This is a genomic window from Qipengyuania citrea (assembly GCF_009828015.1).
Taxonomy (GTDB): domain Bacteria; phylum Pseudomonadota; class Alphaproteobacteria; order Sphingomonadales; family Sphingomonadaceae; genus Qipengyuania; species Qipengyuania citrea.
Genome location: NZ_WTYG01000001.1, coordinates 1,112,031 through 1,137,802 on the forward strand (window position 1 = coordinate 1,112,031; position 25,772 = coordinate 1,137,802).

The window sequence follows — 25,772 nt, forward strand, 5'->3', positions numbered from 1 at the left end:
AATGGAACCGAAAGTATGATCGTCTTTCCCGCTATCGACCTCAAGGGCGGCGACGTGGTGCGCCTGGCCGAAGGCGATATGGACCGCGCCACCGTCTATGGCGACGATCCGGCCGCGCAGGCGCGGCTGTTCGCAGACGCCGGTGCCGAGCACCTGCATGTCGTCGATCTCGACGGCTCCTTCGCCGGGAGCGCGCAGAACCGCGAGGCCGCCGAGGCGATCGTCCGGGCATTTCCCGGGAAGGTCCAGCTGGGCGGCGGGATCCGTACCCCCGCCGATGTCGCCGGATGGATCGAGACGGGGGTCGCGCGGATCGTGATCGGCACTGCCGCGCTCAAGGACCCGCAATTCGTCAAGGACATGGCGCGCGAATATGCGGGCGCGATCGTGGTCGCGGTCGATGCGCGCGACGGCATGGTCGCCACCGACGGCTGGGCCGAAGTGTCCGATGTCTCGATCGTCGACATGGCGCGGCGGTTCGAGGATGCGGGCGTCGCCAGCCTGCTGTTCACCGACATCGGCCGCGACGGCATGCTCAAGGGCGTCAATATCGATGCCACCGTGGGGCTCGCCCGGCAGGTCGACATCCCGGTCATTGCCAGCGGCGGGGTCAAGGGACTGATCGATATCGACACGCTTGCGCGGTTCGCCGGCGACGGGATCGAAGGCGTGATTACGGGCCGGGCGCTGTATGACGGGCGGCTCGACCTGGCGGCCGCGCTGCGTGTGGCGAAGCAGGCATGACGGTCCGCGTCCGGGTCATCCCCTGCCTCGACGTGCGCGACGGGCGTGTGGTCAAGGGCGTGAACTTCGTCGACCTGAAGGATGCGGGCGACCCGGTCGAGCAGGCGCAGGCCTATGACGCGGCGGGCGCGGACGAGCTCTGCTTCCTCGACATTTCGGCCAGCCACGAAGGGCGCGGCACGCTGCTCGACATGGTCCGGCGGACCGCGGAAGTGTGCTTCATGCCGTTGACCGTCGGCGGCGGGGTGCGCAGCGTCGAGGATGCCCGCGCTCTGCTGCTCGCCGGGGCGGACAAGGTGGCGGTCAATTCGGCGGCGGTGACGCGGCCCGAACTGGTGCGCGAGATCGCGGAAAAATTCGGCAGCCAGTGCGTCGTAGCCAGCGTCGATGCCCGCGCTTCGACCAGCGGCGAGGTGCGCGGCTGGGAAATCTACACCCATGGCGGGCGCAAGCCGACCGGGATCGACGCGGTCGAGCATGCGGTGCGCCTCGCCGAACTGGGAGCGGGCGAATTGCTGGTCACCTCCATGGACGGGGACGGGACCAAGGCCGGCTACGATGTCGATCTGACGCGGGTGATCGCCGATGCGGTCACGGTGCCGGTGATCGCCAGCGGCGGGGTTGGCACGCTCGATCACCTCGTCGAAGGCGTGACGCGCGGCCATGCCAGCGCGGTGCTGGCGGCATCGATCTTCCACTTCGGCGAGCACACGGTTGCCGAAGCGCATGCCGCACTGCGCGCCGCGGGGCTGCCTGCGCGCGGCTGACCGCGCACCGCGCCCGCGACTGCGGGCCGCGCGGCGGTGCAACTGCGATTGACGCTGGCCGCAGGCGCCGTGCATAGCGCAGCGCATGGATACGCTTTCCCGCCTCGAACAGACCATCGCGCAGCGCCGCGCCGCCGACCCTGCCGAAAGCTATGTCGCCAGCCTCCACGCCAAAGGCCTGCCGCAGATCGCGCGCAAGCTGGGCGAGGAAGGCGTCGAAGCCGCGGTGGCGGTGCTGTCGGGCAGTGCGGAAGAGCTGACCGGCGAAGCCGCCGATATCCTGTTCCACCTGCTCGTCGCGCTCGACGCGCGCGGTATCGGGTTCGACCGGGTCCTCGAAGAACTCGACCGCCGCGACGGCATTTCGGGCATTGCCGAAAAAGCCAGCCGGAGCGCCTGATGCCTATCGATCCCACGCTTGCCTATGACGACGACAATATCTTCGCCAAGATCCTGCGCGGCGAGATTCCCTCGACCAGGGTCTATGAAGACGAATGGGCCTATGCGTTCGAGGATATCAATCCGCAGGCCGAGGTGCACACACTGGTGATCCCTAAGGGGCGCTATGTCAGCTGGGACGATTTCAGCGCCAGGGCGGAGGCGAAGGAAATCGCCGGTTTCGTCCGCGCGGTGGGCAAGGTCGCGCGCGACAAGGGGCTGGTCGAGACCGGGTACCGCATGATGGCCAATATCGGCGCGCATGGCGGGCAGGAGGTCGCGCATCTGCACGTCCATCTGTTCGGCGGCGAACCGCTCGGGCCGATGATCGCCCGGCGCTGAACGCACGGGGCCCGATCTTTCGCTGCCGGCCCAACTCTTTCCTTGACCGAATCCCCCCTGCCGGTTAACCGGCCGCTTGATTTCGGCGCGTCGGGGCACCATCTCCGGCGCGCATTTATTTCACGAGAGACATTATGAAGATCCGCAACAGCCTCAAGTCGCTCAAGGGCCGCCATCGCGATTGCCGCGTGATCCGCCGTCGTGGGCGCACCTATGTCATCAACAAGACCAACCGCCGCTTCAAGGCCCGCCAGGGCTAATCGGCGCGTCGTCCCGCAAGGGGCGGCAGTATTGCAGGCCGGCCCGGCTCCCCAGCGGAGTTCGGGCCGTTCGCATTGGGGGGTATGACCATGCAGGCCGAAGCAGTCGTCTTCGATGTCGGAAGGGTGCTGTACCAGTGGCACCTGCGGCATCTGTTCGGGAAGCTGGTGACCGATCCCGCGCGGCTCGACATGCTGCTGGGCGAAGTGGTCACCGAGGAATGGCACTTCGAACATGACCGCGGGCGCACGCTCGGCGAAATGGTGCCCGAACGGATCGCGCTCTATCCTGATTTCGAACCCGAGATCCGCGCTTATGCGGCGCGTTTCAACGAAACCATTCCGGGGCCCGTCCCGGGAACCCATGCGCTGGTCGAACGGCTCGATGCGCGCGGGGTGCCGCTTTATGCGATCACCAATTTCGGCGCCGAGTTCTGGGCCGGCTTCCGCCCGACCGCACCGATCTTCGACCGCTTTCGCGCGATCGTCGTCTCGGGCGAGGAAAAGCTGGCAAAGCCCGATCCGGCAATCTTCGATCTCGCGGCGCGCCGGTTCGGCCGCGCGCCGGAAGCTATGCTGTTCATCGACGACAACCGCGCCAATGTGGATGCCGCCGCGGCCCATGGCTGGCAGGTGCACCACTTCACCCGGGCGAATCTGCTCGAAGCGGACCTGGCCGAACGCGGACTGATATAAAAAAGGCCCCGGCGAACGGATCGCCAGGGCCTTGAGTCAGCCACCCGATGGAGAGGGGTGGGGGAACTTAAATCAGCGGTTGCACTGCGCGAGCTTGTCGGCGTCGAGTGCCTTTTCATCCGCGACGAAGGCCGTGATTTCGCCGTGTTCGCGCTGCAGTTCGCGGCACATGCGCAGCGGGCGCGAGCTGCCCTTGCGAGCGACGCAGGTCGTGCCCTGGCAGGCCCAGGCGACGCCGGCGGCGACGGTGGTGGTGCGTTCTGCCACGGGTTCGGCCAGCTCGACCGAGTAGAAGAAGCCGTTGGTGCGCGCTTCTGCCGGGGCGCCGGCAAGCGTCAGCGATGCCACTGCGGCGGTGGCCACGAGGCCGAGCGAAGCGAAGCGGGGGAGGAAGGACGTCATGGGGGGATTCCTCGTTAGTTGCTTTTATTGCAACAGTGTTTGAGTTTCTTGCAATTAGGTTTCAATTAGCAACCCATTGCCTGCCAGCCCCTCTAGCGTTATGGGTTTCGGACTGCAACCGGCATTTCCAAAAATTTGGCAAAAGCCGAATTTCGGGTAGATAGGTTGCTAGAAGAGGACTGAATTATGGGTGATATCCGCGAACCGCTGCGTGAACTGACCGAATGCGGGCTGCCGCAGGCCCTCGAGGTCATGGGCGAGCGGTGGTCGTTCATGATTCTGCGCGCCAGCTTCAACGGGCTGCACCATTTCGAGGAATTCCTCACCGAGCTCGGGATCGCGCGCAACATCCTCTCCAACCGGCTGGCCAAGCTGGTCGAAAACGGCATCCTCAAGCGCGACCCCTGCGCCGAAGACAAGCGCAAGATCGAATACCGGCTGACCGACAAGGGCCTCGATCTGCTGCCCGCCATGGTCGCATTGCGCCAGTGGGGGCAGAAATACGGCGCCGAAGTGGTCGAGAACCCGGTGCTGGTCGACGAACGCGATCGCCTGCCGATCGGGCCGATCTCGATCCTCAGCCACGATGGACGTATCCTCGGCCCGGCCGATCTCCACCTGGTCGAACGTGACCGGCTCGGCATCCGGGCCGATGGCAGCAAGGCGGCAGCGGGCACCCCGCTGGCCTATGGCGAAGTCGTCGACATCGACAGCCTGCGCAAGGCCAAGAGCGCAGCCTGACCGAACCGGTCCAGCGCACGCGCGATAACCGCTACATCATCGTGCGCGGCAGGCTGTGGCGCGCGAGCAATCCGCAGCTGAAAGAAACCGAACGCCAGATGCTGGTCGACCAGTTGATGGAGGCCCGGCGGGAGGTCGGTCAGGCGCGCCGCACCGGCGACGAGACCGCCGAACGCGCGGCCCGCGCCAAGGTCCATGCCGCAAAGGTGGCGCTGGGTGAACGCGGCCCGGTGTGGTGGGATGACGGCGCACCCGACTACAACCGCCATCTGGTCAAGAACACGCCCTACCGCGATCCGGCGCTTATCGCGGACTAGCCTTCGAAACGGTCTGCGCGCGGACGCAGTTGGTAATCGATCCGGATGCGCACCCATTCGCCCACCATCGGCCGGCCGCCGCGCTGGGGCGGGCGCACCTTGAATTGCCACGCTGCCGCCTGGACCGCCTTGCCCAGCCCCGAACCGCGTGGCGATTCGCCCACCACGACGCAGTCCTCGACGCGGAAATCGGGGGCGGTGCGGCAATCGATAAGCCCCCAGCCGGGACCCTGCGCGGTCGAGAGATAGCCCGCCAGTTCGTCGTCATAGGGGCGGCGATACCAGCGCGCGGCGTAGAGCGGTTCGCCATTGGGGCCGCTGCCCGCGATCTGCGGCGTGTCGCCGGGCGCAGGAGTGAAGGCGGGGCCGTAGGCCTGCGGCGCCTCGGCTGCCGGGGACTGGCTGGTTCGCGGCACGCTTTCGAGCGAGAAATCGTTGCGCAGGATCGGTGTCGGCGCGGCGGTCTGGGGCGCGGGCGGTGACGGCGCAGACTGCCGTTCGCGCGGGGCCGCCGCCGCCGCCGGGCGCCGCGGGCGGGCTGGCTCGGGCGAGGGCACTTCGTCGGGTTCGTCCTGCGCCTCGGGCGAAGTGAAAGCGACCAGCGTGTCGCGCATCTCCGCGATCTCGCGCTTTGCCGAACCGAGCGACAGCAGCAACAGCACCAGCAGAACTTCGATCGCCAGCGTCAGCGCGAGCGCGGGCAGCCTTCGCCGCATGTCTGGGCTGAGCCGCGCATAGCGCCGCCGCAGCGCGGCAAACGCGCCCGGTGCAGCGGGCGGGGAAGTCGGTGCGGGCACTTGGGTCACATGCAGTATCCCGACGGGGACTCGTCCGGTCCGGTTGCGCTATCCTGCCCCACGTGGGCGACATGGACCGATGCAGCCGCGCCTTCAAGGGCGATCGGCCGCGAGTGACCGGCGGGCGAAGACCTGACCCCGTGACGTCATCGTTAAAACGATCTCAATACGTCGCTGCGATAAGGCGGGGCATTCACGAATCCCGTTAGCAGAGCCGGACCTGCCTTGTGATCGAAATCGAAGTCCAGAATGAAACGCATCAAAGCGTCCACCGCATCAAGGCGATGGCCGTGCCCCGCATCGGCGAAGGCATCCGGCTGCTCGAACCCAGCGGCCAATGGGCTTCCTACGACATCATCGACGTATGGTATCAGCAGGCCGAATTCGGCGAGGTCTGGGTGCCCTATATCCATGTCCGGATCACGCCCGACGAATTGCGTGGCGTCGCCATGGGCGAGGCGAACCCGCTGGTCGACAAGGGCCAGCAGGTCCCCATCGAGGATTTTCTCAAGAAATTCGAAGGCGAATTCGAGCACGAGCCGGTGAAGCTCAATCTCGATCTGGGCGAAGACGTCTGAGCGGGCGGTCAGGCGCGCGGCGGCTGCCGGCGATAGCTGAGCGCTTCGGCGACATGGATCCGCCCGACCCGTTCGCTGGCCGATAGATCGGCGATAGTCCGGGCAACCCGCAGCATCCTGGTGTAACTGCGCGCGGAGAGCCGCATGGCGGTGGCCGCCTGCATCAGCAGCGCGCGTCCCGCCTCATCGGGTCCGGCAAATTCTTCCAGCGCATCGCCATCGAGTTCCGCATTGGTCCGCGCACCGCTGGCTTCCGCCCGGGCGGTCTGGCGATCGCGCGCGGCGGCCACGCGCGCCGCGACGTCGGCGCTCGATTCGGCAGGCGGCGGGAGCGCGAGGTCGGCGGCGCTGACCGGATCGACTTCGACATGCAGGTCGATCCGGTCGAGCATCGGGCCGGAGACCTTGCCCTGGTAGTCCGCGGCGCAGCGCGGCGCGCGGCTGCAGGCGAGCGCCGGATCGCCAAGATGGCCGCAGCGGCACGGGTTCATCGCCGCAACCAGCTGGACGTTGGCCGGAAAGCTGACATGCGCATTGGCGCGGGCGACATCGACCTTGCCCGTCTCGAGCGGCTGGCGCAGCGAATCGAGCACCGCGCGCTGGAATTCCAGCATTTTAGCGCAGAGGGGACCAATAAGTGGTCCTTCCCATGAGGAGGGGTTTTCTAGGGGTAGGCGAGCCTACCCCTAGAAAATTTCGGACATCCGCCATCATCCCTCAGCGAAACTTACGCGATTTTTGACGGCGCGCGACAACCGCGAGCCTACAGCCCGACCCGTGTTGCCGTCTTCGAAGGAGACGGAATATGGGAAAATTTTTAATCGCTCTGGCCTGGATGTTCTTCATCCAAGATCCAATCACCACCACGGCGAACCAGGTTGGCGCTAGCGGGCTGCCTTTCTTTAGCGAGATCCAAACAGGAGCCTTCAATCTCGATGGTGTCCCTACTGACCTTATGCAGGAAGGTGGTATGGGCTCCAGGCCCGAGCCTGTTTTGGACAAGTCGGGCGCGCTTCCCATCAACTCTCACCCGGATGTTGCTGGCAGGGCCAGTTCCCACATTGCGAACGGTGATGGTGGCCCAGCCGGCATTCTTGACGCTCGCAGAGAAACTGAGAGCCGGCATGAAGCCGTAGGACATCATCCTGACAGCCCGTCCAGCGGACAGGCTCGCGGTGCCAGCGAACACGACCCCTACGGACCCGAGAAATACACCGAAGGCAGTCAGGAATCCGACGAGCGCATTCAAACGATAGGTCTCGGCAGCGATCATGTTGCCGAAGCGGACCGCCGCGGCGTTGGACCATTGCGCACAGAGGTCGGATTCCTCGATAGTATACCCTACTTCGTAGCAATCGCGGCCATGTTGATTGGCACGTTCGAGGCTATTTTCGCCTTCGCTCTGCAGCAACCGATCTTCACGCGCAGGTGGTATTACGACGCCGTCCTTGGACAAGTCATAGCGGTCGCCGGGCTTATATCCCTCGTCAACATTTTCTACGCTGAGGACCCATGGAGACCGGAGCATCCAGCTGAAGTTGCTCTCAGCCAAACGAAGGCCCATGCCGGCTAACACCAGAAACAGTGCCGCGCATATCACGAAGACCGTCAGTGCGATGGCATTTTCGCGGAGGGTCGGAATAAGGTCTGGAGGAAGGAATCTCTTAAGCACGTGGTCGCCATGCCAGCAGAGAGTGAGATTCGCGTTAACCCAAGCTCTGTCGCTACGGGATGAAAGAAGGAAGTCCTTGAGGCTGCTGAAGCTCTGACCAGGGTTTCGGTCGCAAATCATGCTTCTTCGGGGCGAACGGCTTCCGCGCCTTCCATTGTTTTCCGCCAGGCTGCCTGCGCTGAGCAGGCAGAGCGTCGCGGCCGAAGAGCGCGATAATGTCCTTCTGGCTCATGCCTTCCGCCTCATCATCGGCAAGGTTCCCGTCCTCGACCAGCAGCGTTGCTTCAAGGTCGGGTTCTTCCGAAGTGATTTCCAGATGACGTTGCCAGTATCCCTTCATCGTGCGGGAAACGGGATTGCCGAGCAGACCGATCAAGATCGACTGGAACCGCTCCCTCTGGGTATCCCTGCGCTTGTCCTCCCGCCATACGGCGTCACAGGCGTAACCCCATAGGTAGTCGCCGGCGATATGATGGTGCGTTCCCATCTCCATACGGTCCACGCGCGAGAAGTAGCTCTCCGCCTGGTTCGTGCAGATGCCCTTGTCGTAATAGCGCTGAGAATGGTTGACCTGGTCGATGTCGAAGGCCGCAGCCAGCGCGTCCCAGTGACTGCCGTCGTCCGCATAGACCTTGGCGAACCGGTCGACGCTGTCCACGATGAAGGGCCGTGAGTCGGCCTCGTGCGGCACCACGGTGCATACGCTCAGCCCAACCCGGTCCTTCGTGCTGCGTTCGCGGGCCACGACCACCGACATCTCCTTGCCGGTGATGTTTCCGAGCTTGCGCCGGTCGATGCGCTCCGACTTCTCGTTCACCTGGTGATAGTAGCCGCCATAGGTCGAGCCGTCGATCTCGACTATGCCCGAAAGCTGCCGGCCCAGCTGGTTCTTGATCTGCGCCTCGCGCATCTTGTGGGCAAGGACCCATGCGCTCTTGATAGTCATCTCGCCGTCAGCTGCCAGCTGGATCGACGAGATGCCCTTGGCGCCCGAGATGAACAACCTGATGGCCATCAGGATCGTCACGAAATCCTTCTTTCGGCTGTGGAGCAGGGTCCCGCTCGTGACGGAGAACTTCTTCCTGCACGGATTGCTCTTGCAACGAAACTGGCGCTTGTCCCCAGGTCGCGAATGGTCGCCCAGCGTCCATGCCTCTGTATCGCATTCAGGGCACTTGGGCACCCCGTCTTTCCATCGGGCCTGCAGGAAGATTTCGTAGGCTTCCGCGTCACTCAGGCACGCGATCTTCCTGACCGGAAGGTCGCGGTAGCGTGCCGAGAGAAGGAAGTGTTGAGCCAAATATCACCGTATGAGGATGTTCGCATCATCATATATGGTGTTGTCATTCCGTTGTCGAGTCTAAACGTCATCAAATTCGATGTTCTGGAAAATGGAAAATGATGACGTCCACTTGGCATTCGTGCCCATCCAATCCTACAAGGCAGTTTGAGTGGAAAGGATCGACGCGATGCCCATCGAAGAGAAAGCCTGGGAAGAGATGGTCAAGAACATACTGCGCGCCGAGATGATGCGCCGAGGGGTATCCTATGCTGGTCTCGCTGATCGGCTTGGCGAATACGGCATCGAGGACAACGAGCTCAACCTGCGTAACAAGGTGAGCCGTGGCCGGTTCACCGCCGTGTTCTTCATGCAATGCATGCAGGCCCTCGGCGTCGAATTCCTTCAGATTCCCCATGCGGTCGAGGAAGCTGCCAAAAAGGGCGCCGCGCAGAAGCTGGCGCGCAAGCCATCACAATCGAACGAGTGATCTCCCTCGCCGTCTCCACCACGAAATTTGTTTTCATCCGACAGGGCAAACTATGACCACCAGCATTTTCACCGCCTGCCAGCCGCGCCAAGACATACTCGACGGGACGATCTCGGAGGCCGATTTCGCCGCAAGGCTCGGCTCGGTCATCTCGGGCGTAGGCTCGCCTGATTATGTCGATCCTGCAAGGTTCTTCTCCAACACCCATCCAACCGCTGGACTGCGCACCCTCATAGGAGAGGTCATGCGACGTCTGTCAGGCAAGGGAGATGGTTCGGCGACCTTCCGTCTCGATACCTCATTCGGCGGCGGCAAGACACACGGCCTTATTGCGCTGGTGCATGCCGCAAGGTGGGGCAGCGCGCATGGCAACGAACTGCGTTCATTCGTCGGTGACGACGCCTTAGACGCAGTCGACGCGTCGGTCGCCGCATTCGATGGTGAGGCAGCCGATCCTACCAATGGACGGCTCATGGGCGACGGCATCCGTGCCTTTACTCCGTGGGGCGAGATTGCGTATCAGCTGGGCGGACCGGAAGGTTACGAAACGGTGCGCAAGTCTGATGAGGCTCGACGCGCGCCTGGCTCGAGCACGCTCGGTGAGGTCTTGGGCGACGGCCCGTGTCTTATCCTGCTCGACGAGCTTGGCGAGTATCTGCGCAAGTGTCCTGACGCGCTGGGGCGCGACCAGCTGGCAGCTTTCCTCAAAGCTCTCTTCACAGCAGTTGAGGGTCGCGGAAACGCTGCGGTAGTGTTCACGCTGGCCGTTCGGCACGATGGTAAGGCTACCGACGCCTTCGCCCGCGAGAACGAAGAGATCGCCCGAATTATCGGCGAACTCGAAAGCGTGTCTGGACGCAAGGCCACTATCCTGAACCCCACCAGCGACGATGAGACGGCCGCAGTCCTGCGCACCCGTCTTTTCGAGCGGGTCGAGGTTCCCGGCGTTACGGTCGACGCCTATGCCACGCTCTGGAACGACAACCGCGACAGGATCGATGCCGGACATCAGGGAGCCGACGCTCGCGACGCAATCGAGACATCCTATCCCTTTCACCCCGACCTGCTCGACACCCTGACGGGCAAGACATCGACATTGGCCGACTTCCAGCGTGTGCGCGGCATGCTGCGTATTCTCGCCAAGACGGTCGCCAAGGTATGGGCGGACCGACCCGATGACGATGGCCTAATCCACACTCATCACATCGACCTCGGAGACGAGGGGATTCGCCGCGAGTTCACGACCAGGCTGAACCAGTTACAATACGACTCCGCCATTCTCAACGATATTGACGGAAAGTCCGGCCGTCCCGCGCTCGCGGCGACGATCGACGAAGAGAAGTTCTCCGGCCTCTTGCCCTACACTAGCTACATTGCGCGCACGGTGTTCGTGCACACGCTGGCGTTCAACAACGATCTGCGTGGTCTGACGCCCGCACATCTGCGATATTCGATACTCTCGCCGCAAGCCGACCTCAGCTTCGTCGCCGCTGCGGAGACTGCGTTTATCCAAGGATCGGCTTATCTCGATGACCGACCCACCGCACCGCTCCGCTTCAATGCCGAGGCCAACCTTACCCAGATCATCGCGCGCGAGGAGCGAGGTGTTGAGGCAGACGCGTTGCGAACCGAACTCGACAGCCGGATCAAGGACATCTTCACGACGAACAGCGGATCCTTCGAAACGATCTCGTTCCCCGCAGGTGCGTTCGACGTTCCCGACGATGTGGGTGACGGCAAGCCGCGACTCGTCCTCGTCCACCACCAAGCACTCGACATCGGAAACAATGTCGAAGAGGTGCCGGATCTGATCGCCGCCATCTACCAGCGCAAGGGTCAGGACGGCGTCGGGCTCCGCCAGCTGCGCAACAATCTAGTCTTCCTCGCTGCGGACGAACGCAACATTAAGCGTATGACTGATGCGATCTCCAGACATCTGGCCCTGCAGGAATTGCGACGTCCGGACCGTATCGGCGAACTCGCCGAGCACCAGCAGTCCCAGGTCGTGGAACTCGCCAGGAGGTCGGAGGCCGACATCGCAGTCGCCATCCAGCAGTGCTACCGTCACCTTTTCTATCCGTCGCGCACGGCGCTGGGCGGTGGTCCCGTCACGCTGGATCTCGCTACGATCGACCAGACCTCAGCCTCGGAACGTCCGGGTTCCGGACAGACCCAGATCGTCCGTCAGCTGTCAGACATCGGCAAGCTGAAAAAGCCTGAGGACCAGTCTGACCAGCCCTCCTACATCCGCGACCGCACTCCTTTGAAGCGCAGCGGTCAGATCACTTCCGCGGATCTGAGGGCCGAATTCCGACGTGATCCCGCACTCCCGATGCACGTGGGTGACGATCCCTTCCGCAAGCTCGTCCTCAAGGGTATCGCAGACGGGGTGTTCGTCTACCGGCGCGAAACCATGGTCGCTGGTCAAGGAGACCCCGCGCCCTCGATCGTCATCGATGACGCATCAATGGTTTTCACTTCGGAATACGCCCGCGACCACGGCATCTTTCCCCGGCCGACCCCGACTTCCAGTGGTGGTGATGATAATACTTCGTCGGGAGGCTCCAAGCCGGACGAGCATGGTGAAGGCACGATGGAGATCGCGGGAGAGGAAAAGAAACAGACGGCTGGCACCGGGACCGCGACCTCGACCGGCGGCGGGAGTTCTAGCTCCGCATCAGATGGAGAGACGTTCATGGGCGAGGGCGTGCTCAAGGACGCCCTGACCACGGTCTTTCAGAAGGCGCGGTCCGCCAAGGTCGGGACCGTGTCACGCCTTTCGATCACTCCCTTCGAGATTTCACATTTCTATATGCTTCTCGCGGTCGTCGAGAGCATCCCCGGCGCCACTCGCAGAGCGACAGCTAGCATCGAGTTCGAGACTGCCGACGCTTCAATCATCACGATGACGATCGAGGGGACCGTCGGTGACGCGAAGCTGACCAGGGAATACGTCGAACCACAGCTGCGCGCTGCGACCGAGCGAAACGTCTCAACAGCCATCGAACTGACGTTCGCAGACGGGCTCACGCTGGACGGCGACGAACCCGAGAAAATCATAGAGCGACTGACAAAGTTTGGCACCGCCGCCGCCTTCGTCGAAGTCACAGCGGAAGGATGAGACCATGGCGACCAGAGCTATCAAGGCAGAGCGCATGACGCTGCCGAACATCGAGCCGGCCTACGAGGTCCGCGCCAAGCGCCTCAAGGGTAATGAGCTCCAGATCGAGATCTGGCAGCTGCCGTCCCCGGCCAGCCCGCACATCATCGTCCCTCAGCGCGTCGCAGGTCTCGCGGGGCGCAACCTCGAGATCAACCAGGTCCGCATCCTCAAGAAAATGAAGGAAGCCGGGATCCGCCTCGACATCATGCCAGTCGACGGAATGCGCGCACCGATCCGCGAAGAGCAAGCCCTTCGTCTCGCCCTGCTGTTCCGGGTGCTCGCCCCAATGCGCTCACGTGCACGAATGGTGGACATCGCTGAAGGTATCGAGGGCATGGCCCGCGAAGAAGCCGCCTACTGGCTTGGCATGGCCGTCCACCGCAAGAACCCTCGCCGTGTGCTCAACGCGCTACGCGTCCTCCTCACTGCGCCCAAGCGCTGATCGAACCGAAAGACATCCTATGACCACCACACGCCTGATCGAACGCTGGCTGCCTATCGCCGAGGTCGGCATCGAGAGCGTGCGCGAGCGCATACTGCCAACTGCAATGCCCGCTGTGAACTATCTTCACGTATGGTGGGCACGGCGGCCGCTGACAGCATCTCGTGCTGCTGTGCTTGCATCAGTGCTGCCCGAAGATACTGATCACGATGCTTTCATGCAGATGATGGGCATTCACGGAGATCCTATCGCAGCTCGACACCGTATCGAGAAGGCCAACCGCGCCGGTGAGCGGCTTGGGGCAGCGGCTTACGGGTATAATCGTGCCTTTCTTCACAATCCCACCGGCGAAGAGAAAGCGGCCATCAATGCAGACCGAGATCTAGTCGTGCTGGATCCAACTGCAGGGGGCGGAGCAATCCCTTTCGAAGCCCATCGATTGGGGCTTTCGACCATCGCAAACGACCTCAATCCAGTAGCCACCATCATCGAGACCGCAACGCTCGAGTATCCTTCGAAGTTCGGACAATCACTTTTCGATGAATACCAGCAGTTAGGGCCAGAGTGGGCTAAGCAAGTTCGCGATCGACTTGACGGAGTCTTTCCGAAGGAGCCCGAAGATGACTGCAAGACAGACGGCTATCTTTGGGCACGCACGATCAGTTGTCCTTACTGCGATGGCACCATCCCACTGTCGCCGAATTGGAGACTAGCCGGTGATGGAACCGGAGTGCGACTGGTTCCCCACGTCGGTACCGGTCCAGGAGACAAGTCACGGCGTTGTTCATTCGAGATTGTCGGATCAGTCGGCTCTCAGTCTGAAGGCACCGTTGCAAGTGGCGATGCCTCTTGTCCGTTTCCCGACTGCGGCCGTGCAATTCCCGGAGACGAAATAAAGCGTCAAGCGCAAGAGGGCGAACTCGGCGATCAGCTTTTCACGGTGATCTATAAGCGGAAGACGACGACCAAAACTAAGACCGGCAAAGTCCGGGTTAAATGGGTCCGCTTTTATAGGGCTCCCACCCAATCTGACGAGAGCACCCAAACGATCGAAGACCTTCTTGCCGAGAGATTGCCTGGTTGGGAGGCTATGGACGTAATACCTACTGAACCGATCCCGGCAGGAAGTAAGACGGACGAAGCCTTGCGCTATGGCGCCAACACTTGGCGAGATTTGTTCTCGCCAAGGCAGCTGCTTGTGCATGGCGTCTGCGTCGAGGTCTTTCGCGAAATGCTCGAAAAGGACCGGGCTGCAAACGCACTGACGGATGTTCGGAAGGCAGCTTATGTCTATCTCGCACTCGGAATGGACAAGCTGCGTGACTACAACGCGCGGATGACAAGATGGCACGTCAAGCGTGAGACCATGGTCAATACATTCGACCGCCACGATTTCGCGTTCAAATGGTCCTATGCCGAAATGGCAATCGCGATGGAGGGGCAGGGTTTCGATTGGGCGATCAAGAATACTACTAAAGCCATGAAGGAATTAATTGGCATGGTAGGACACCATAAGCGTGGAGATCTGCTGGATAGCGCCGAGCCTGCCAATGCTTCAATAAAGATCACCAACGGTTCCGGCGCCTCCATGCCCCACATCCCCGACAAGTCCGTCGATGCAGTAGTCATGGATCCGCCTTACGGCGCCAATGTCATGTATGCCGAACTGTCGGACTTCTTCTATGTCTGGCTGAAGCGCACAGCTGGCCTCGTTGTCCCCGAGCTGTTTACCCGTCGTCTGGCGGACAAGGACGCCGAAGCTGTCGCCAACAAAGCCCACTTCAAGGGTCAGAAGGGTATGGCCCGGCTGGCGGACGACGATTACCGCGTGAAGATGGAAGGAATCTTCGCCGAATGCCGCCGCGTCCTGAGGGACGATGGCATCATGACGGTGATGTTCACGCACAAAGACACTGGCGCCTGGGACGCGCTCGCCATGTCGCTGATGGATGCCGGCTTCGTCATCACCGCATCGTGGCCGGTCAACACCGAAGCCTCCGGCTCGCTCCACATCAAGGACAAGGCGGCAGCTAACTCCACCATCTTCCTCGTGTGCCGTCCGCGCGGCGAGGCGCAGGAGGAAGCGATGTATTGGGAGGACGTCGAACCCGAGGTCGCAAAGGCCGTTCGCTCCCGCGTCGGCGAATTCCAAGAAGCAGGCATTCAAGGGGTAGACCTGTATCTCGCCAGCTTCGGTCCAGCTCTGGAGGCGTTCTCTCGCCACTGGCCGCTCACCCGCGGAACACCGGCTCCCGAGCCGAAGCGCAAGCGCCGCTCACAGGGCGACATGTTCGAGGAGTTCGATCCCTACGCCGTCCGTCCCGAGGACGCTCTGAACGCCGCCCGGCGCGAAGTGAAGGCCTGGCGCCTCGCCCAACTCGCGTCAGCCAAGGCTCAGGCGGATATGGATGGCCCTACGGCGTTCTACGTCCTCGCCTGGGATTCCTTCAAGGCAGTCTCCTTCCCTTACGACGAGGCTCTCCGGCTCGCCCGGGCCGTCGGCGTGGATCTCGAAGACCAGATCATCGGACGTCTCGCCGAGAAGAAGACCTCGCAGGTGAAGCTGTGGGATTCTGCGACGCGGGTTGCCAAGGGCGCGATCGGTCCGGCCGACGGCAAGCGCGGCATGATCGACGCGCTGCACCATGCAGCGAACACTCTGCGGATCCGAGGCGCCGACGCCGCCGTCGAGATGCTCGAGGCAGCAGGCATTGGGCAGGATGACGAGTTCAAGGTTGCCTTGGAGGCGCTGCTCGAAGTCCTTCCACCGTCGAAGACCTTCTCCGGCATCGAAGCGGACAAGGCCGTCAAGCCAGCGGCTGATGATTTCGATGCGCTCGAGAAGCTGCGCAGGATCGCCTATGAGAACGAGATCGATGAGCCGCAGCAGCTCGATCTCTACCGCGAACTGTTGGCCGAAAAATGAACCGGACGGACGAACAGAGGCAGGCGGAGGTCGATCGCATCAACGCGAACCAGTCGGCCAATGACAATCAGCGCGACGCTTTCGTGGCACTTGGGCACACCGTCCTGTTTACGGCGTCGATCTCCTTCATGGGTGACGTGAGGCCGGCAGCAGAAATCGAACACTTGTGGCTCCTGTTCGCGGCGTGGTTCATCAGTGTCGTGGGCCTCTTCGCACTGACGTTTAGCTTTCAGCTCGCCAATGCGGACAACAACCGTCGCGTCGATCAGATTCATGACGACAGCGCCGACGACCGCAACATATGGCTCGAGGTGAGCAACGAGATAGGGTTGTGGACATTTCCGGCTGCCATGACCGCAACCATGGCCTTCGCGGGCCTAAACCTATGGAGCGTCACATGAGCAGAGATCGATCTGGCGGATACGAGGAACGTGGGAACGGCGGACCGCGCCGGGTGCCGCCGAAACCGGCGCCATCCCCCGCGCCCACTCCGCGGCCTACACCCACGCCGTCGCCTTCAAAGAAGTAGAGCCGGGCTTCCTTTATGCTGCTTTCCGATCGCAACTGGCAAATCAAGTATAACCGCGAGGACGGCGATCTCGTCTCGCGGTTCTACGTGCCCGTCCTGTCCAGCGCGATCCGCTACGACAGGACCACCGGTTACTTTCGGGCGGGCAGCCTGGCACTGGCTGCACGTGGACTGGAGCATCTAGTCCTCAACAACGGCAAGATGCGGCTACTTGTCGGTTGCACCCTTGGACAGGACGAGGTCAATGCCATCGAGCGCGGCATGGAGATGGAGGAGGTCTTCGGACGGAAGGCCGATCTCAGCCTAGCAGATGATGTGTCGGTGACAGATCGTGAGGCATTGGAACTGCTCGCCTGGATGGTCGGTCGGCAGCTTCTGGAAGTGAAGCTTGCGGTCCCATGTAACGAACAGCGGCGGCCCATAGAGGGTAATGCCATTTTCCATGAAAAAGCGGGCATCATCGAGGACAAGACCGGTGACCGCCTGGCCTTCGTGGGGTCGATCAACGAGACCGTCCAAGGCTGGATGCACAACAGCGAGACGTTCAACGTTTTCACGTCCTATGGTCCTGCCGTGGCCTATGTCGACGCCGAGGAGGAGTCTTTCCGACGCTACTGGGAAGACAAGGCGACCAAGTCACGCATTTACGACTTCCCGACCGCCCTACGCGACGACCTGCTCAAGTTCTTGCCACCCGATGACGAACTGCCCGCTCGGCTCAGGCGATTCCAGGACGTGGACGAGCTTCCCGTTTCCCAGCCGGAGAACGAGCCTACGCAGATCGAAGACGTGGAAGCCATGCGCGAGGAGTTCTGGGATCAGATCCGAACCGCGGCCAGTTCTGCCAACGGAGGTGTCTGGGTGGGCGAGGCCACTAGCCCGCTGGATGCGTGGCCCCATCAGCGGCGCGCCTTCCTTCGCATGTATGGCGAGACCGCCTCGCATGTGCCGCGCTTGCTGATTGCCGACGAGGTCGGTCTCGGCAAGACCGTGCAGGCCGGTCTTCTGATACGGCAGTCTTGGATGGCTGGCAGGCTGAAGCGGGCGATAATTCTTGCCCCGGCCAACGTCTGCACGCAGTGGCAAGCCGAGCTGCGCGAGAAGTTCGCGATCGACTGGCCCATCTACGACGGCGCGTGTCTGCGGCGATACGATGCCGTCACGCAGAGCTACGTGGAGACACCAGTCTCTCGTGACGAATGGAGCAACGAGCCCTTCGTCATCATGTCCAGCCACCTCGCACGACGCAGGGACCGTCGTCCTGAATTGCTGGGGGCAGAGCCGTGGGATCTAGTCGTCATCGACGAAGCGCACCACGCCCGCTGCAAACGCAGCCGTGACCGCGTCGAGCCAAACATGCTCATGCGGCTTCTTCGCGGCCTTAAGGAACGGACATCCGGCCTCGTGCTGCTGACGGCAACGCCGCTCCAGACGCACGCGATGGAGCTCTACGACCTATTATCGCTCCTGGGCCTCCCGCCGGAATGGGACGCCGAGTCATATCAGCGCTATTTCGAGGCACTCGCCCAACCGGCCATACCGGTCGACAGATTCGAAGAATGTGCACGCCTGTTCCGCGCGACGGAAGGCTTTCACGGAACGCTCGACGACGGCGCGGGCGCACGTATGGGCGGCGACATCACCGGGGCGCTATCCCGCCTACGCGCGCGGAGGATCCTATCCGCCCTTCGAGGTCAGGCCTCCATACCTCGCCGCCGACTGTCGTCGGAGGATAGGCAGGCAGCGGTGCGCCTCATGAAGCGCTGGACGCCGGTTGCCGCGCTGATGTCACGGCACACTCGCGCACTCCTGCGTCGTTACCAGGCTGAGGGGAAGCTGGACGCACGGATAGCCACACGTCAGGTGGCCGACCGCTTCATCGAAATGGAGCCGGCGGAGCGCGACATCTATCGAAGGGTAGAGGACTTCCTGCGGGCTTCCTATGCCCAAGCAGAACAATCGCGCCGCAATGCCGTAGGTTTCATCCTCACAATCTACCGCAAGCGCCTTTCCTCCAGCTTCGCCGCGCTAGCCAGCAGTCTTCAGGGTCGCCTGGATCGCAACGTCAACGACGATCAGTTCGATCTCGAAGAGGCGGGTGAGGAAACCGACGTCGAGGAACTGGAGCTGCAAGAGCGGCAGGCCCGACAGATCCTCGAGGCCAATGGCATCGCTGAAATTCTAGCCGACGTGTCGAAACTTCCAGTCGACACAAAGGCACGTGCCCTCCGAGACGAACTCGCCCAGCTCAAAGCTGATGGCTATGACCAGACGATGGTCTTCACCGGCTATACCGATACAATGGACGGCTTGCGGGACTGGCTAGCGGAAGAAACCGGGCGCGAGGTGCTCTGCTTCTCAGGCCGTGGTGGCGAGGTCAGGACACCGGACGGCGGATGGAAACTCGTTTCGCGCGCGGACATCAAGAAGCGCTTCCGTGAGGGAAAAGGCGACATCCTGCTGTGCACGGATGCCGCCGCTGAAGGCCTGAACTTTCAGTTCTGCGGCTCGCTGATCAACTACGACATGCCGTGGAACCCGATGCGAGTCGAGCAGCGCATCGGTCGCATAGACCGCCTGGGGCAAAGGTTCGAAGACATCCGCATCGTCAATCTGCACTACAAGGACACGGTCGAAACCGAGGTCTATTGCGCGCTGTCGAGCCGCATTCGTCTGTTCGAGGACATGGTGGGAGGCCTTCAGCCTATCCTATCGGCAGTGAGCAAGGAGATCGGAGCGATCGCGCTGGCCGGTGGATCGGTCGATGTGGAGGACACCCTCGGAACCACGATCGACCAGGTGGAAGCCCCGACGGTCGACATCGACGATCAGGATTTCTTTGGGGAGATGCCGGAGATGGGCGTCCCTGCCATCGATCTGGCCTTCATCGCCCGCGCCGTCGGCGACAGCAATCTTGTCCCTCCAGGCTACGAGGTCCGCCAGCTGGGGACCGAGGACTTCGTGGTGGAGGAGCCGCAGTCTCGCCGACCGACCCGCGCAACGCTGTCGAAGGCCTTCTATGCGGACCACTTCGACCACACTGAATTCTGGACGCCTGGAAGCCGCGTATTTCCGACTGAGGGCATTCCCACCTGAAATCGATTACGCACGGGAAGGAGTGCAGGGAACTAGAACCGACATAATTTCAGCCACCATTCTCTTTGCGAGAATCACTCGTCTGGTTTTGGTTCTTCTTTCGTCCATCCTAAAACATTCGTGGATCGCTTAAACGCGGCCAGGCAAAAAGGAGCAACCCATTGTCGATCTTCGATCTGTTTCGGAAGAAGCCCACCGCGACTAAGCCAACGCCGCGTGAAAATACTGGCGGATCGGTCGATTCCGACCAGGTCCATATCAAAGATGCGATGCCAAAGTTGGCTGAGCAGCTCTCAGCACAGCTGGCTGGAATACTGCGGACGGAGGAAGACACCTGGTGGTTCCTCGCAGAACAGTATGACTACATCGTTGATTGCGGAGAACCGGCGAAAGGACTTCTGGATCTATGCTCTATGAAGATGCACGAGATTGAACACGAGGGTCGCAAGTCAGAAAACTCTTACGTCGGAAAACCCAACCCGGGCGTCGACCTCCTGAAGAAAGCACGAGCCTTGTTCGCCAGCAAATTCGACGAGGACCTCGCGGATATGACAATCGCTTATGCTTTTATCATGTTCGTCGAAAACAACATTCGCATGCTCAATCCGCTTCGTATCAAATATGCGACCCACTTTCACAACAACTGCGTGTCCCAGAGTGCCTTCCGGAACGCAGATCGGTGGGGCGATGTCTTGGACAGCCTCCAGCGCAACTGACTAAATTGCCGGGAGGTAGCCACGAACCATCAATGCCGTTGCGCAAGAAGACCTTCAGGCCGAGCATCTGGGCCAGGATCCTCATGCTCGAGAGCTGGAAGGTCACGTTGGGGAGGCCAGCGGACGGGGATCTGTCGATCAGCGGCAGTGCCGATCGCACTGTTCAGGCACTCGACCTCATTGATATCAGGGTGTCCAAGGCGATCCTGTGGAGCGTCGTAGAGATCCGTTCGGCGAAATCGGTTGAACAGCTCTCCGGATTAAGCGCTGCGGGCGCGGAGGAATTGCGCGAAGCGCTGTTGCTTTATCTCCATGATCACTTCGCCGCGCTCATCGATGCCGGGAAAGGGCACCTCGCCGGCGTCGATGCAGCCATCCGGATGGTAACCGATTCCAAGAGGCAATATCTCGCGCAGGCCGATATCGCTCAAGCCATCGTCGGCGTGCCTGGCGGCGCGTCAAAGGCATTGGCGCACCCTATGCTTGATGTGAACCTCATACCCAGCACACTCCGCGCGGAATTGCCTTCGTCGCTGTCATTCATCACCGACCAAGACATCCGCCGGCAATACAATGACGAATTTCTCAAGCACGAGCTCGAGCGATTTTCGCCATTCTTCGACGATCTGGGAGGGGTTTCCCTCGCCGATGAACAGCGCGAGGCGTGCATTCGCCTCGAGGACAGCAATCTTCTCATCGCCTCTGCTGGGTCCGGCAAGTCAGCAACCATGGTCGGCAAGGTGGCATACGTCCTGCAGAAGGGGCTCTACACCCAGTCGGATATTCTCGTGCTCGCCTTCAACAAGAAAGCGGCTGACGAATTGAAGGAGCGCATCGCCCGGCAACTTGGCATTGGGCAAGAGGATCTGGAATGCCGCGTGACGACATTCCACGCCCTCGGTCGGTCGATCATCGAAGAGGTCGACGGTAAGCCGCCGCAACTCGCCAACTGGATCGAAAGCGCGAACGGGGAAGCCCGCTTCATTGACAGGATCATAAAGGAACTGGCCGCAACAGATGCCGAGTTCCGGTCGTCCTGGCTTGATCTGCTGACTCTCTACCCCAAGGCGGACATACCTCTCCCGGCGTTCGACGATATCGAGGAATACTACCGATATATCGCGGACAACAACGGGAAACGGCCGGATGCAATTGGCACAATGGCTGACATCCATGTGCGATCACTTCAAGAACGCAGCATCGTGAACTGGCTTTGGCTGCGCCGGGTAGATTTCGAATACGAAAGACAGATACGCGTGCCGGATACGGATGACCCTGATGGTCCCTATCGCTTCATCAAGCCCGACTTCTATTACCCCGAGAGCGATACAATCCACGAACATTTCGCCATCGGCTCGGACGGCACCTCTCCATTTCCGAACTATGTCGAGCACGCAACTCTCAAACGTCAGGCTTACGCTCGCATCGAGACCGATTTCTTCGAAACCAGGTCAGCTCACGCGGACAAGGGAGACTTACTGGCCATCCTTGAAAAGGAGCTGAAGGGTAGAGGTATACAGATGGGTCGCCGCTCCGACGAGGAAATCCTCGCCGCGGTGTCACCAACGGTCGTGACTCACTACCACAAGATCATTGGGATCTGCGTCAAGCATATCAGGTCCAGTCGTCTGACCTTAGATGTGCTTCGGAAGAAGGCGGACGAGCTTCACGACAAGGTCCGCGCAAGACATTTCGTTGATGTCGTCCACCGGGTCGCCGAACTCTATTCCCGCAAACTGGAAGAGAGTGACCGCATCGACTTCGATTCAATGATTGGCGACGCCGTCCACATGGTTGAAACCGGGCAATACACCAGTCCGTATTCGCTGATTCTGGTCGATGAATTCCAGGACATATCGGTCCCTCGTGCCGCTCTCATCCGGGCCCTGAAACACCAGCAGCCTTTCAACAAGGTGTTCGCAGTGGGCGATGACTGGCAATCGATCTATCGCTTTACCGGCTCGGACATTACCATCTTCACCGATTTCGAAGCGAATTTTGGCACCTCGTGGCAGGGACGCCTGCAGCGGACATATCGCTGCAACCAGCTCCTTGCAGATACGGCTGCTTCCTTCGTTCAGCGCAACCCGAAGCAGTTAAAGAAATCGGTGATCTCATCCCGGCCCGCCATTCCGCACTCGATCCGGGTAGTTCCGGTAAGAGTGGAAAAATACAAGGAACGGGATGCCTTCCGTGACGCGGCGGTGCGGATACTTCAGCGTCTGGACCATCATCTTGGAAGTCAGGCGAATGAATGGAAGACAGCCGATCGTGAAAGACTAACCGTCCTGATACTCTGGCGCTACAACAACCTCGACCCGTTCGGCGGGCGCCCCCCGACCTTCGAGCACATCGAAGTCTCCGGCCTCTCGTTCCACAGGTCCAAAGGTCTCGAAGCCGACTACACGATCCTGCTCGATGTGAGCGAGGGTGACTACGGTGTGCCTAGCCGCATCGAAGATGACGAGTTGCTCAATCTCGTCATACCGTTGCCAGAGGATTTCGCTTACGCCGAGGAACGGCGCCTATTCTATGTCGCCTTGACCCGAGCGAGCCGTGGAACCTTCCTGCTGACGAACAATATACGGCCATCCCGCTACATTCGTGAACTCTGCGAGGTCGGACCAAAAGCTGTCCAGTTCGAAACAGCCGAAGGGCGGAAGATCGACCGCTGTCCAAAGTGCCATGAAGGCAACATGGTCAAGGGCACGGAAAGCGATGGAACACCATATCGCGCATGCAGCCGTTATCCCGCATGTGACCGTAAATACAGACCCGCAAAACGCAATTCTGCCATCCCGCAATCCGTTCAAAACTCTTTTCGCTCTCGTCGATAATTTACAGAGGTCAAATCCATGAAGTTATTCGGAACCGCTTTCTTCCGTAGTGACAACGAAGACATAGAAGCAGCCTACACCAATGGCGTGCTGGCGATGCAGGCAGGCGAGTACAATCAGGCAGACCGACATCTGCGTCAGGCAGCAAAAGGCGGTCACGTCTCAGCACTCTTCAACCTTGGACTGCTTCATGGTGCCTGTGATGTCAGCCCTATGGATCCTGACTTCGCCATCGACTGTCTCTATAAAGCAGCTGATGCGGGCCATCCGAAGGCGAAGGAGCTGCGGCTAGGCTTTCTCGAGCCGGCTGACCGAGGCAGCTATGGCACGGTCAATCTCGTCCATAATGCGTCGCAAATGGATCCGGAAAGCGGCTTGAACTACATGGTAATGCTGAATGCTTGTCGATTGATCGAGGTCCTGTGCCGACAGTATAGTGCGACCGATCAGGTCATCGCTTACGAACTTGATGGTGCAAGCTACAGCGACTATCCTATGGTCCATCGGTATATCGAACGCACGGGCGTACCCGCCGATTTTTACAGGAACGGTCTAGACAGCCTCGAGTCAGGCTGTCCAGCCGATGAAATCACAGATGTGTTGAACCAATTCTCAATTGCGCTGAAGGGGGCGGGTTTCGCGGAAAAAACAGTTATATACGCCCGCTGCACTATCGTTGGGCATCTAATTCGATCTTCGCGGCATGGATCGAGATCTAAGCCGCTTCTCGGTAAAGAAGAATTCATCGGATAATCGAGCGACCTCATCCTTGCTCTTAACTGCCAACATCAACCCCCTGGGCCAGTGACCATTGTAACAAGCCACCTTTCACAGGCTCATTTGACGCCACGAGCTCACGATCCCGCAGATTGCGAAGCGCCGCACCCACACGCTTCTGGATGGTCTTCACCAGCTTCTTGTCGGACTGGTTCAGTTCTCGCTCCTCCATCAAGCGCAGCGTAATGGTCAGGCCGTCCAGCGCCGCCGACGATTTCCTCAGCATGGTCAAGATCGAACGGGTCACCTGTCCCTTGAACGCATGATGGCGTGGAGGCATCGGCTTCGTCTTGATCTCGTCCAATTCTGCATCGGGATCGAAAAGAAGGATAGTGCAGTCGACGTGATCGAGGTCGATCAGGGCTTGGCGAAGCTGGTCCTGGAGTGCATCCACGCGCCCGGCGATCTCGCCTCGCTTGCTCTTGAGTGCCGATACGGCGTTGGGACTCTGCATGCGCCCATTGAAGCATCAATCTAGCAGGGAATCACGGGATTCATTGGTCCCCTCTGCGCTAAAATGCTGGGGAATTCGGGCAGCTCGTCGAGAAACAGCACGCCGAGATGGGCGAGGCTGACTTCGCCCGGCCGCACCCGCAACCCGCCCCCGGTGAGCGCGGCCATGCTGGCCGAATGATGCGGCGCGCGGAACGGGCGCGCGCGGCTGATGCGCCCGTCTTCCAGCGTGCCCGCGACCGATTGGACCATGCTGACTTCCAGCGCTTCGGCGGGTGACAGCGGCGGGAGGATGCCGGGCAGGCAGCTGGCCAGCAGGCTCTTGCCCGCGCCGGGCGGCCCAACCATCAGCAGGTTGGATACGGCTACACCGCCTGTCCGGAAGCCTGTGGATAGGCCGATCGAATGACAGAAAATGGGCCGTTAGTGGACAGTCCGCTTTTGGCGCGGGACACATGAAAGCCGCCAGCATTTCTGAGCACAGTCGATCCTGCGTGACAATCGCACGATGCAACATTAGCGGATCGCGAGTGAGTGTTTCCTGTTCTGAAGCGGCCTCGGCAGCCGTGCGCCCCGCCATGCCCGACCCTCGTCAGTTAATGCGCGACCTTCAGGTGTTCCGCGATCCCCAGCCGGGGCGTAGCCTGTGGGAGCTTGGTATTACGCTGATCCCCTTTCTTGGGCTGTTCGCAACGATCATCGTAGCAGCGGACGCGGGTTACCTGTTCGCCCTAGCGCTTACTCCGCTCGCTGGACTGTTCCTACTGAGGCTATTCATAATCCAGCACGATTGCGGCCATGGATCCTTCCTGCGGAATCGCGCGAGCAATGACTGGTTCGGGCGGATGCTGGGCGTCTTCACGCTCACGCCCTATGATTGCTGGAGCCTCAGCCACGCGCGTCATCACGCCATGACTGGCAACCTCGACAAACGCGGCTTTGGCGATGTCGATACGCTGACGGTGCGCGAGTATTGCGAAAGATCGAGGACCCAGCGGCTCGGCTATCGCCTTTACCGCCACCCTTTGACGTTACTTGGTTTTGGCCCCGCCTATCTCTTTCTCCTGCGCCACCGCCTGCCCGTGGGATTGATGAAGGAGGGCTGGAAGTTCTGGATCAGCGCCCTGGGAACGAACCTTGCCACTCTCGCAATCCTCGCTGTGCCAGTATGGTTGGTCGGCTTCGGAGTGACGCTGGCGGTGTTCCTGCCGACCCTGCTCTTCGCAGCAAGCATGGGAGTGTGGCTGTTCTACATCCAGCACCAGTTCCCCCAAGCATACTGGGAAAGCAAATCCGACTGGTCCTTCGCC

At 61.1% G+C, this 25,772-nt stretch carries 24 protein-coding genes and 2 pseudogenes; 19 read left to right on the plus strand and 7 right to left on the minus strand.

The genetic code is table 11. From position 1 onward, the window contains the following. Positions 1–15 precede the first annotated feature (15 nt). The 6 genes from hisA (at position 16) to GRI55_RS05330 (ending at position 3,247) form a co-directional block, all read left to right on the plus strand. A complete protein-coding gene (hisA, locus tag GRI55_RS05305; protein ID WP_063506718.1) occupies positions 16–744 on the plus strand; it encodes a 1-(5-phosphoribosyl)-5-[(5-phosphoribosylamino)methylideneamino]imidazole-4-carboxamide isomerase in 729 nt (242 codons plus the stop codon). Continuing rightward, the gene (gene hisF, locus GRI55_RS05310; RefSeq protein WP_050599640.1) at positions 741–1,511 is read left to right on the plus strand and encodes an imidazole glycerol phosphate synthase subunit HisF; all 771 of its coding nucleotides are present in this window, start codon (positions 741–743) and stop codon (positions 1,509–1,511) included. The genes hisA and hisF overlap by 4 nt, the downstream gene beginning before the upstream one ends. A gap of 85 nt (positions 1,512–1,596) precedes the next feature. Next, a complete protein-coding gene (locus GRI55_RS05315) occupies positions 1,597–1,911 on the plus strand; it encodes a phosphoribosyl-ATP diphosphatase (protein WP_050599641.1) in 315 nt (104 codons plus the stop codon). Next, positions 1,911–2,291 (plus strand): histidine triad nucleotide-binding protein, encoded by a 381-nt coding sequence (locus tag GRI55_RS05320; protein WP_063511617.1) that lies wholly within the window; start codon positions 1,911–1,913, stop codon positions 2,289–2,291. Before GRI55_RS05315 ends, GRI55_RS05320 begins: the two co-directional genes overlap by 1 nt. A 134-nt stretch (positions 2,292–2,425) precedes the next feature. Continuing rightward, a complete protein-coding gene (gene ykgO, locus GRI55_RS05325; protein ID WP_050599643.1) occupies positions 2,426–2,551 on the plus strand; it encodes a type B 50S ribosomal protein L36 in 126 nt (41 codons plus the stop codon). 84 nt (positions 2,552–2,635) lie between these two features. Further along, positions 2,636–3,247, plus strand: a complete 612-nt coding sequence (locus tag GRI55_RS05330; RefSeq protein ID WP_160766406.1) for an HAD family hydrolase — start codon at positions 2,636–2,638, stop codon at positions 3,245–3,247. Positions 3,248–3,319: 72 nt separating this feature from the next. On the opposite strand, the gene GRI55_RS05335 is transcribed toward GRI55_RS05330, so the two are convergent. Next, positions 3,320–3,649: a CC_3452 family protein gene (locus tag GRI55_RS05335; protein ID WP_050599645.1), complete on the minus strand. Its 330-nt coding sequence runs from the start codon at positions 3,647–3,649 to the stop codon at positions 3,320–3,322. 186 nt (positions 3,650–3,835) lie between these two features. Here GRI55_RS05335 and GRI55_RS05340 point away from each other — a divergent pair, with 186 nt between their 5' ends. Beyond that, positions 3,836–4,390 carry a winged helix-turn-helix transcriptional regulator gene (locus GRI55_RS05340; protein WP_050599646.1) on the plus strand — a complete coding sequence of 185 codons (555 nt, stop codon included), beginning with the start codon at positions 3,836–3,838 and terminating at the stop codon, positions 4,388–4,390. A gap of 41 nt (positions 4,391–4,431) precedes the next feature. Continuing rightward, positions 4,432–4,707 (plus strand): hypothetical protein, encoded by a 276-nt coding sequence (locus GRI55_RS05345; protein WP_233996622.1) that lies wholly within the window; start codon positions 4,432–4,434, stop codon positions 4,705–4,707. Here the strand turns inward: GRI55_RS05345 and GRI55_RS05350 are convergent. Next, positions 4,704–5,513, minus strand: coding sequence for a hypothetical protein (locus GRI55_RS05350; RefSeq protein ID WP_160766407.1), 810 nt, complete (start codon positions 5,511–5,513; stop codon positions 4,704–4,706). The two genes, GRI55_RS05345 and GRI55_RS05350, sit on opposite strands and share 4 nt — an antisense overlap. A 218-nt stretch (positions 5,514–5,731) precedes the next feature. On the opposite strand from GRI55_RS05350, the gene GRI55_RS14860 reads away from it, so the two are divergent. Beyond that, the gene (locus GRI55_RS14860) at positions 5,732–6,082 is read left to right on the plus strand and encodes a hypothetical protein (protein ID WP_197458276.1); all 351 of its coding nucleotides are present in this window, start codon (positions 5,732–5,734) and stop codon (positions 6,080–6,082) included. An 8-nt stretch (positions 6,083–6,090) separates the two neighbouring features. Here GRI55_RS14860 and GRI55_RS05360 read toward each other — a convergent pair. From GRI55_RS05360 to GRI55_RS05370, 3 genes and pseudogenes are all read right to left on the minus strand, one after another. Beyond that, a pseudogene (locus GRI55_RS05360) lies at positions 6,091–6,690 on the minus strand (ATP-binding protein); the annotation flags it as partial. A 209-nt stretch (positions 6,691–6,899) separates the two neighbouring features. Continuing rightward, complete coding sequence (locus GRI55_RS05365; protein ID WP_160766408.1) at positions 6,900–7,754, minus strand: hypothetical protein; 855 nt, start codon at positions 7,752–7,754, stop codon at positions 6,900–6,902. A 52-nt stretch (positions 7,755–7,806) separates the two neighbouring features. Next, complete coding sequence (locus GRI55_RS05370) at positions 7,807–9,054, minus strand: IS1595 family transposase (protein WP_160766409.1); 1,248 nt, start codon at positions 9,052–9,054, stop codon at positions 7,807–7,809. Positions 9,055–9,223: 169 nt separating this feature from the next. Between GRI55_RS05370 and GRI55_RS14865 the strand changes: the two genes are divergently transcribed. The 9 genes from GRI55_RS14865 (at position 9,224) to GRI55_RS05415 (ending at position 23,985) form a co-directional block, all read left to right on the plus strand. Next, positions 9,224–9,523, plus strand: coding sequence for a DUF6471 domain-containing protein (locus tag GRI55_RS14865; RefSeq protein WP_202392338.1), 300 nt, complete (start codon positions 9,224–9,226; stop codon positions 9,521–9,523). 52 nt (positions 9,524–9,575) lie between these two features. Continuing rightward, the gene (locus GRI55_RS05380) at positions 9,576–12,644 is read left to right on the plus strand and encodes an ATP-binding protein (RefSeq protein WP_160766410.1); all 3,069 of its coding nucleotides are present in this window, start codon (positions 9,576–9,578) and stop codon (positions 12,642–12,644) included. Between the two features lie 4 nt (positions 12,645–12,648). Beyond that, positions 12,649–13,128, plus strand: coding sequence for a DUF7680 family protein (locus tag GRI55_RS05385; protein WP_202392339.1), 480 nt, complete (start codon positions 12,649–12,651; stop codon positions 13,126–13,128). 19 nt (positions 13,129–13,147) lie between these two features. Next, the gene (locus tag GRI55_RS05390) at positions 13,148–16,054 is read left to right on the plus strand and encodes a DUF1156 domain-containing protein (RefSeq protein WP_160766411.1); all 2,907 of its coding nucleotides are present in this window, start codon (positions 13,148–13,150) and stop codon (positions 16,052–16,054) included. After that, positions 16,051–16,455: a hypothetical protein gene (locus GRI55_RS05395; RefSeq protein ID WP_160766412.1), complete on the plus strand. Its 405-nt coding sequence runs from the start codon at positions 16,051–16,053 to the stop codon at positions 16,453–16,455. The genes GRI55_RS05390 and GRI55_RS05395 overlap by 4 nt, the downstream gene beginning before the upstream one ends. A 143-nt stretch (positions 16,456–16,598) precedes the next feature. Further along, positions 16,599–19,679, plus strand: a complete 3,081-nt coding sequence (locus GRI55_RS05400) for an SNF2-related protein (RefSeq protein WP_160766413.1) — start codon at positions 16,599–16,601, stop codon at positions 19,677–19,679. Between the two features lie 161 nt (positions 19,680–19,840). After that, positions 19,841–20,395 carry a hypothetical protein gene (locus tag GRI55_RS05405; RefSeq protein WP_160766414.1) on the plus strand — a complete coding sequence of 185 codons (555 nt, stop codon included), beginning with the start codon at positions 19,841–19,843 and terminating at the stop codon, positions 20,393–20,395. Between the two features lie 32 nt (positions 20,396–20,427). After that, entirely contained in the window at positions 20,428–23,232 is a 2,805-nt protein-coding gene (locus GRI55_RS05410; RefSeq protein ID WP_202392340.1) for a UvrD-helicase domain-containing protein, read from the plus strand. Positions 23,233–23,250: 18 nt separating this feature from the next. Then, positions 23,251–23,985: a sel1 repeat family protein gene (locus GRI55_RS05415; protein WP_160766415.1), complete on the plus strand. Its 735-nt coding sequence runs from the start codon at positions 23,251–23,253 to the stop codon at positions 23,983–23,985. Positions 23,986–24,007: 22 nt separating this feature from the next. On the opposite strand, the gene GRI55_RS05420 is transcribed toward GRI55_RS05415, so the two are convergent. Further along, positions 24,008–24,463 carry a hypothetical protein gene (locus GRI55_RS05420; RefSeq protein ID WP_160766416.1) on the minus strand — a complete coding sequence of 152 codons (456 nt, stop codon included), beginning with the start codon at positions 24,461–24,463 and terminating at the stop codon, positions 24,008–24,010. A gap of 71 nt (positions 24,464–24,534) precedes the next feature. Further along, a pseudogene (locus GRI55_RS05425) lies at positions 24,535–24,819 on the minus strand (ATP-binding protein); the annotation flags it as partial. Positions 24,820–24,917: 98 nt separating this feature from the next. On the opposite strand from GRI55_RS05425, the gene GRI55_RS05430 reads away from it, so the two are divergent. Beyond that, positions 24,918–25,772 (plus strand): fatty acid desaturase (locus tag GRI55_RS05430; RefSeq protein ID WP_237452396.1); only part of this gene is annotated, 855 nt, incomplete at its 3' end.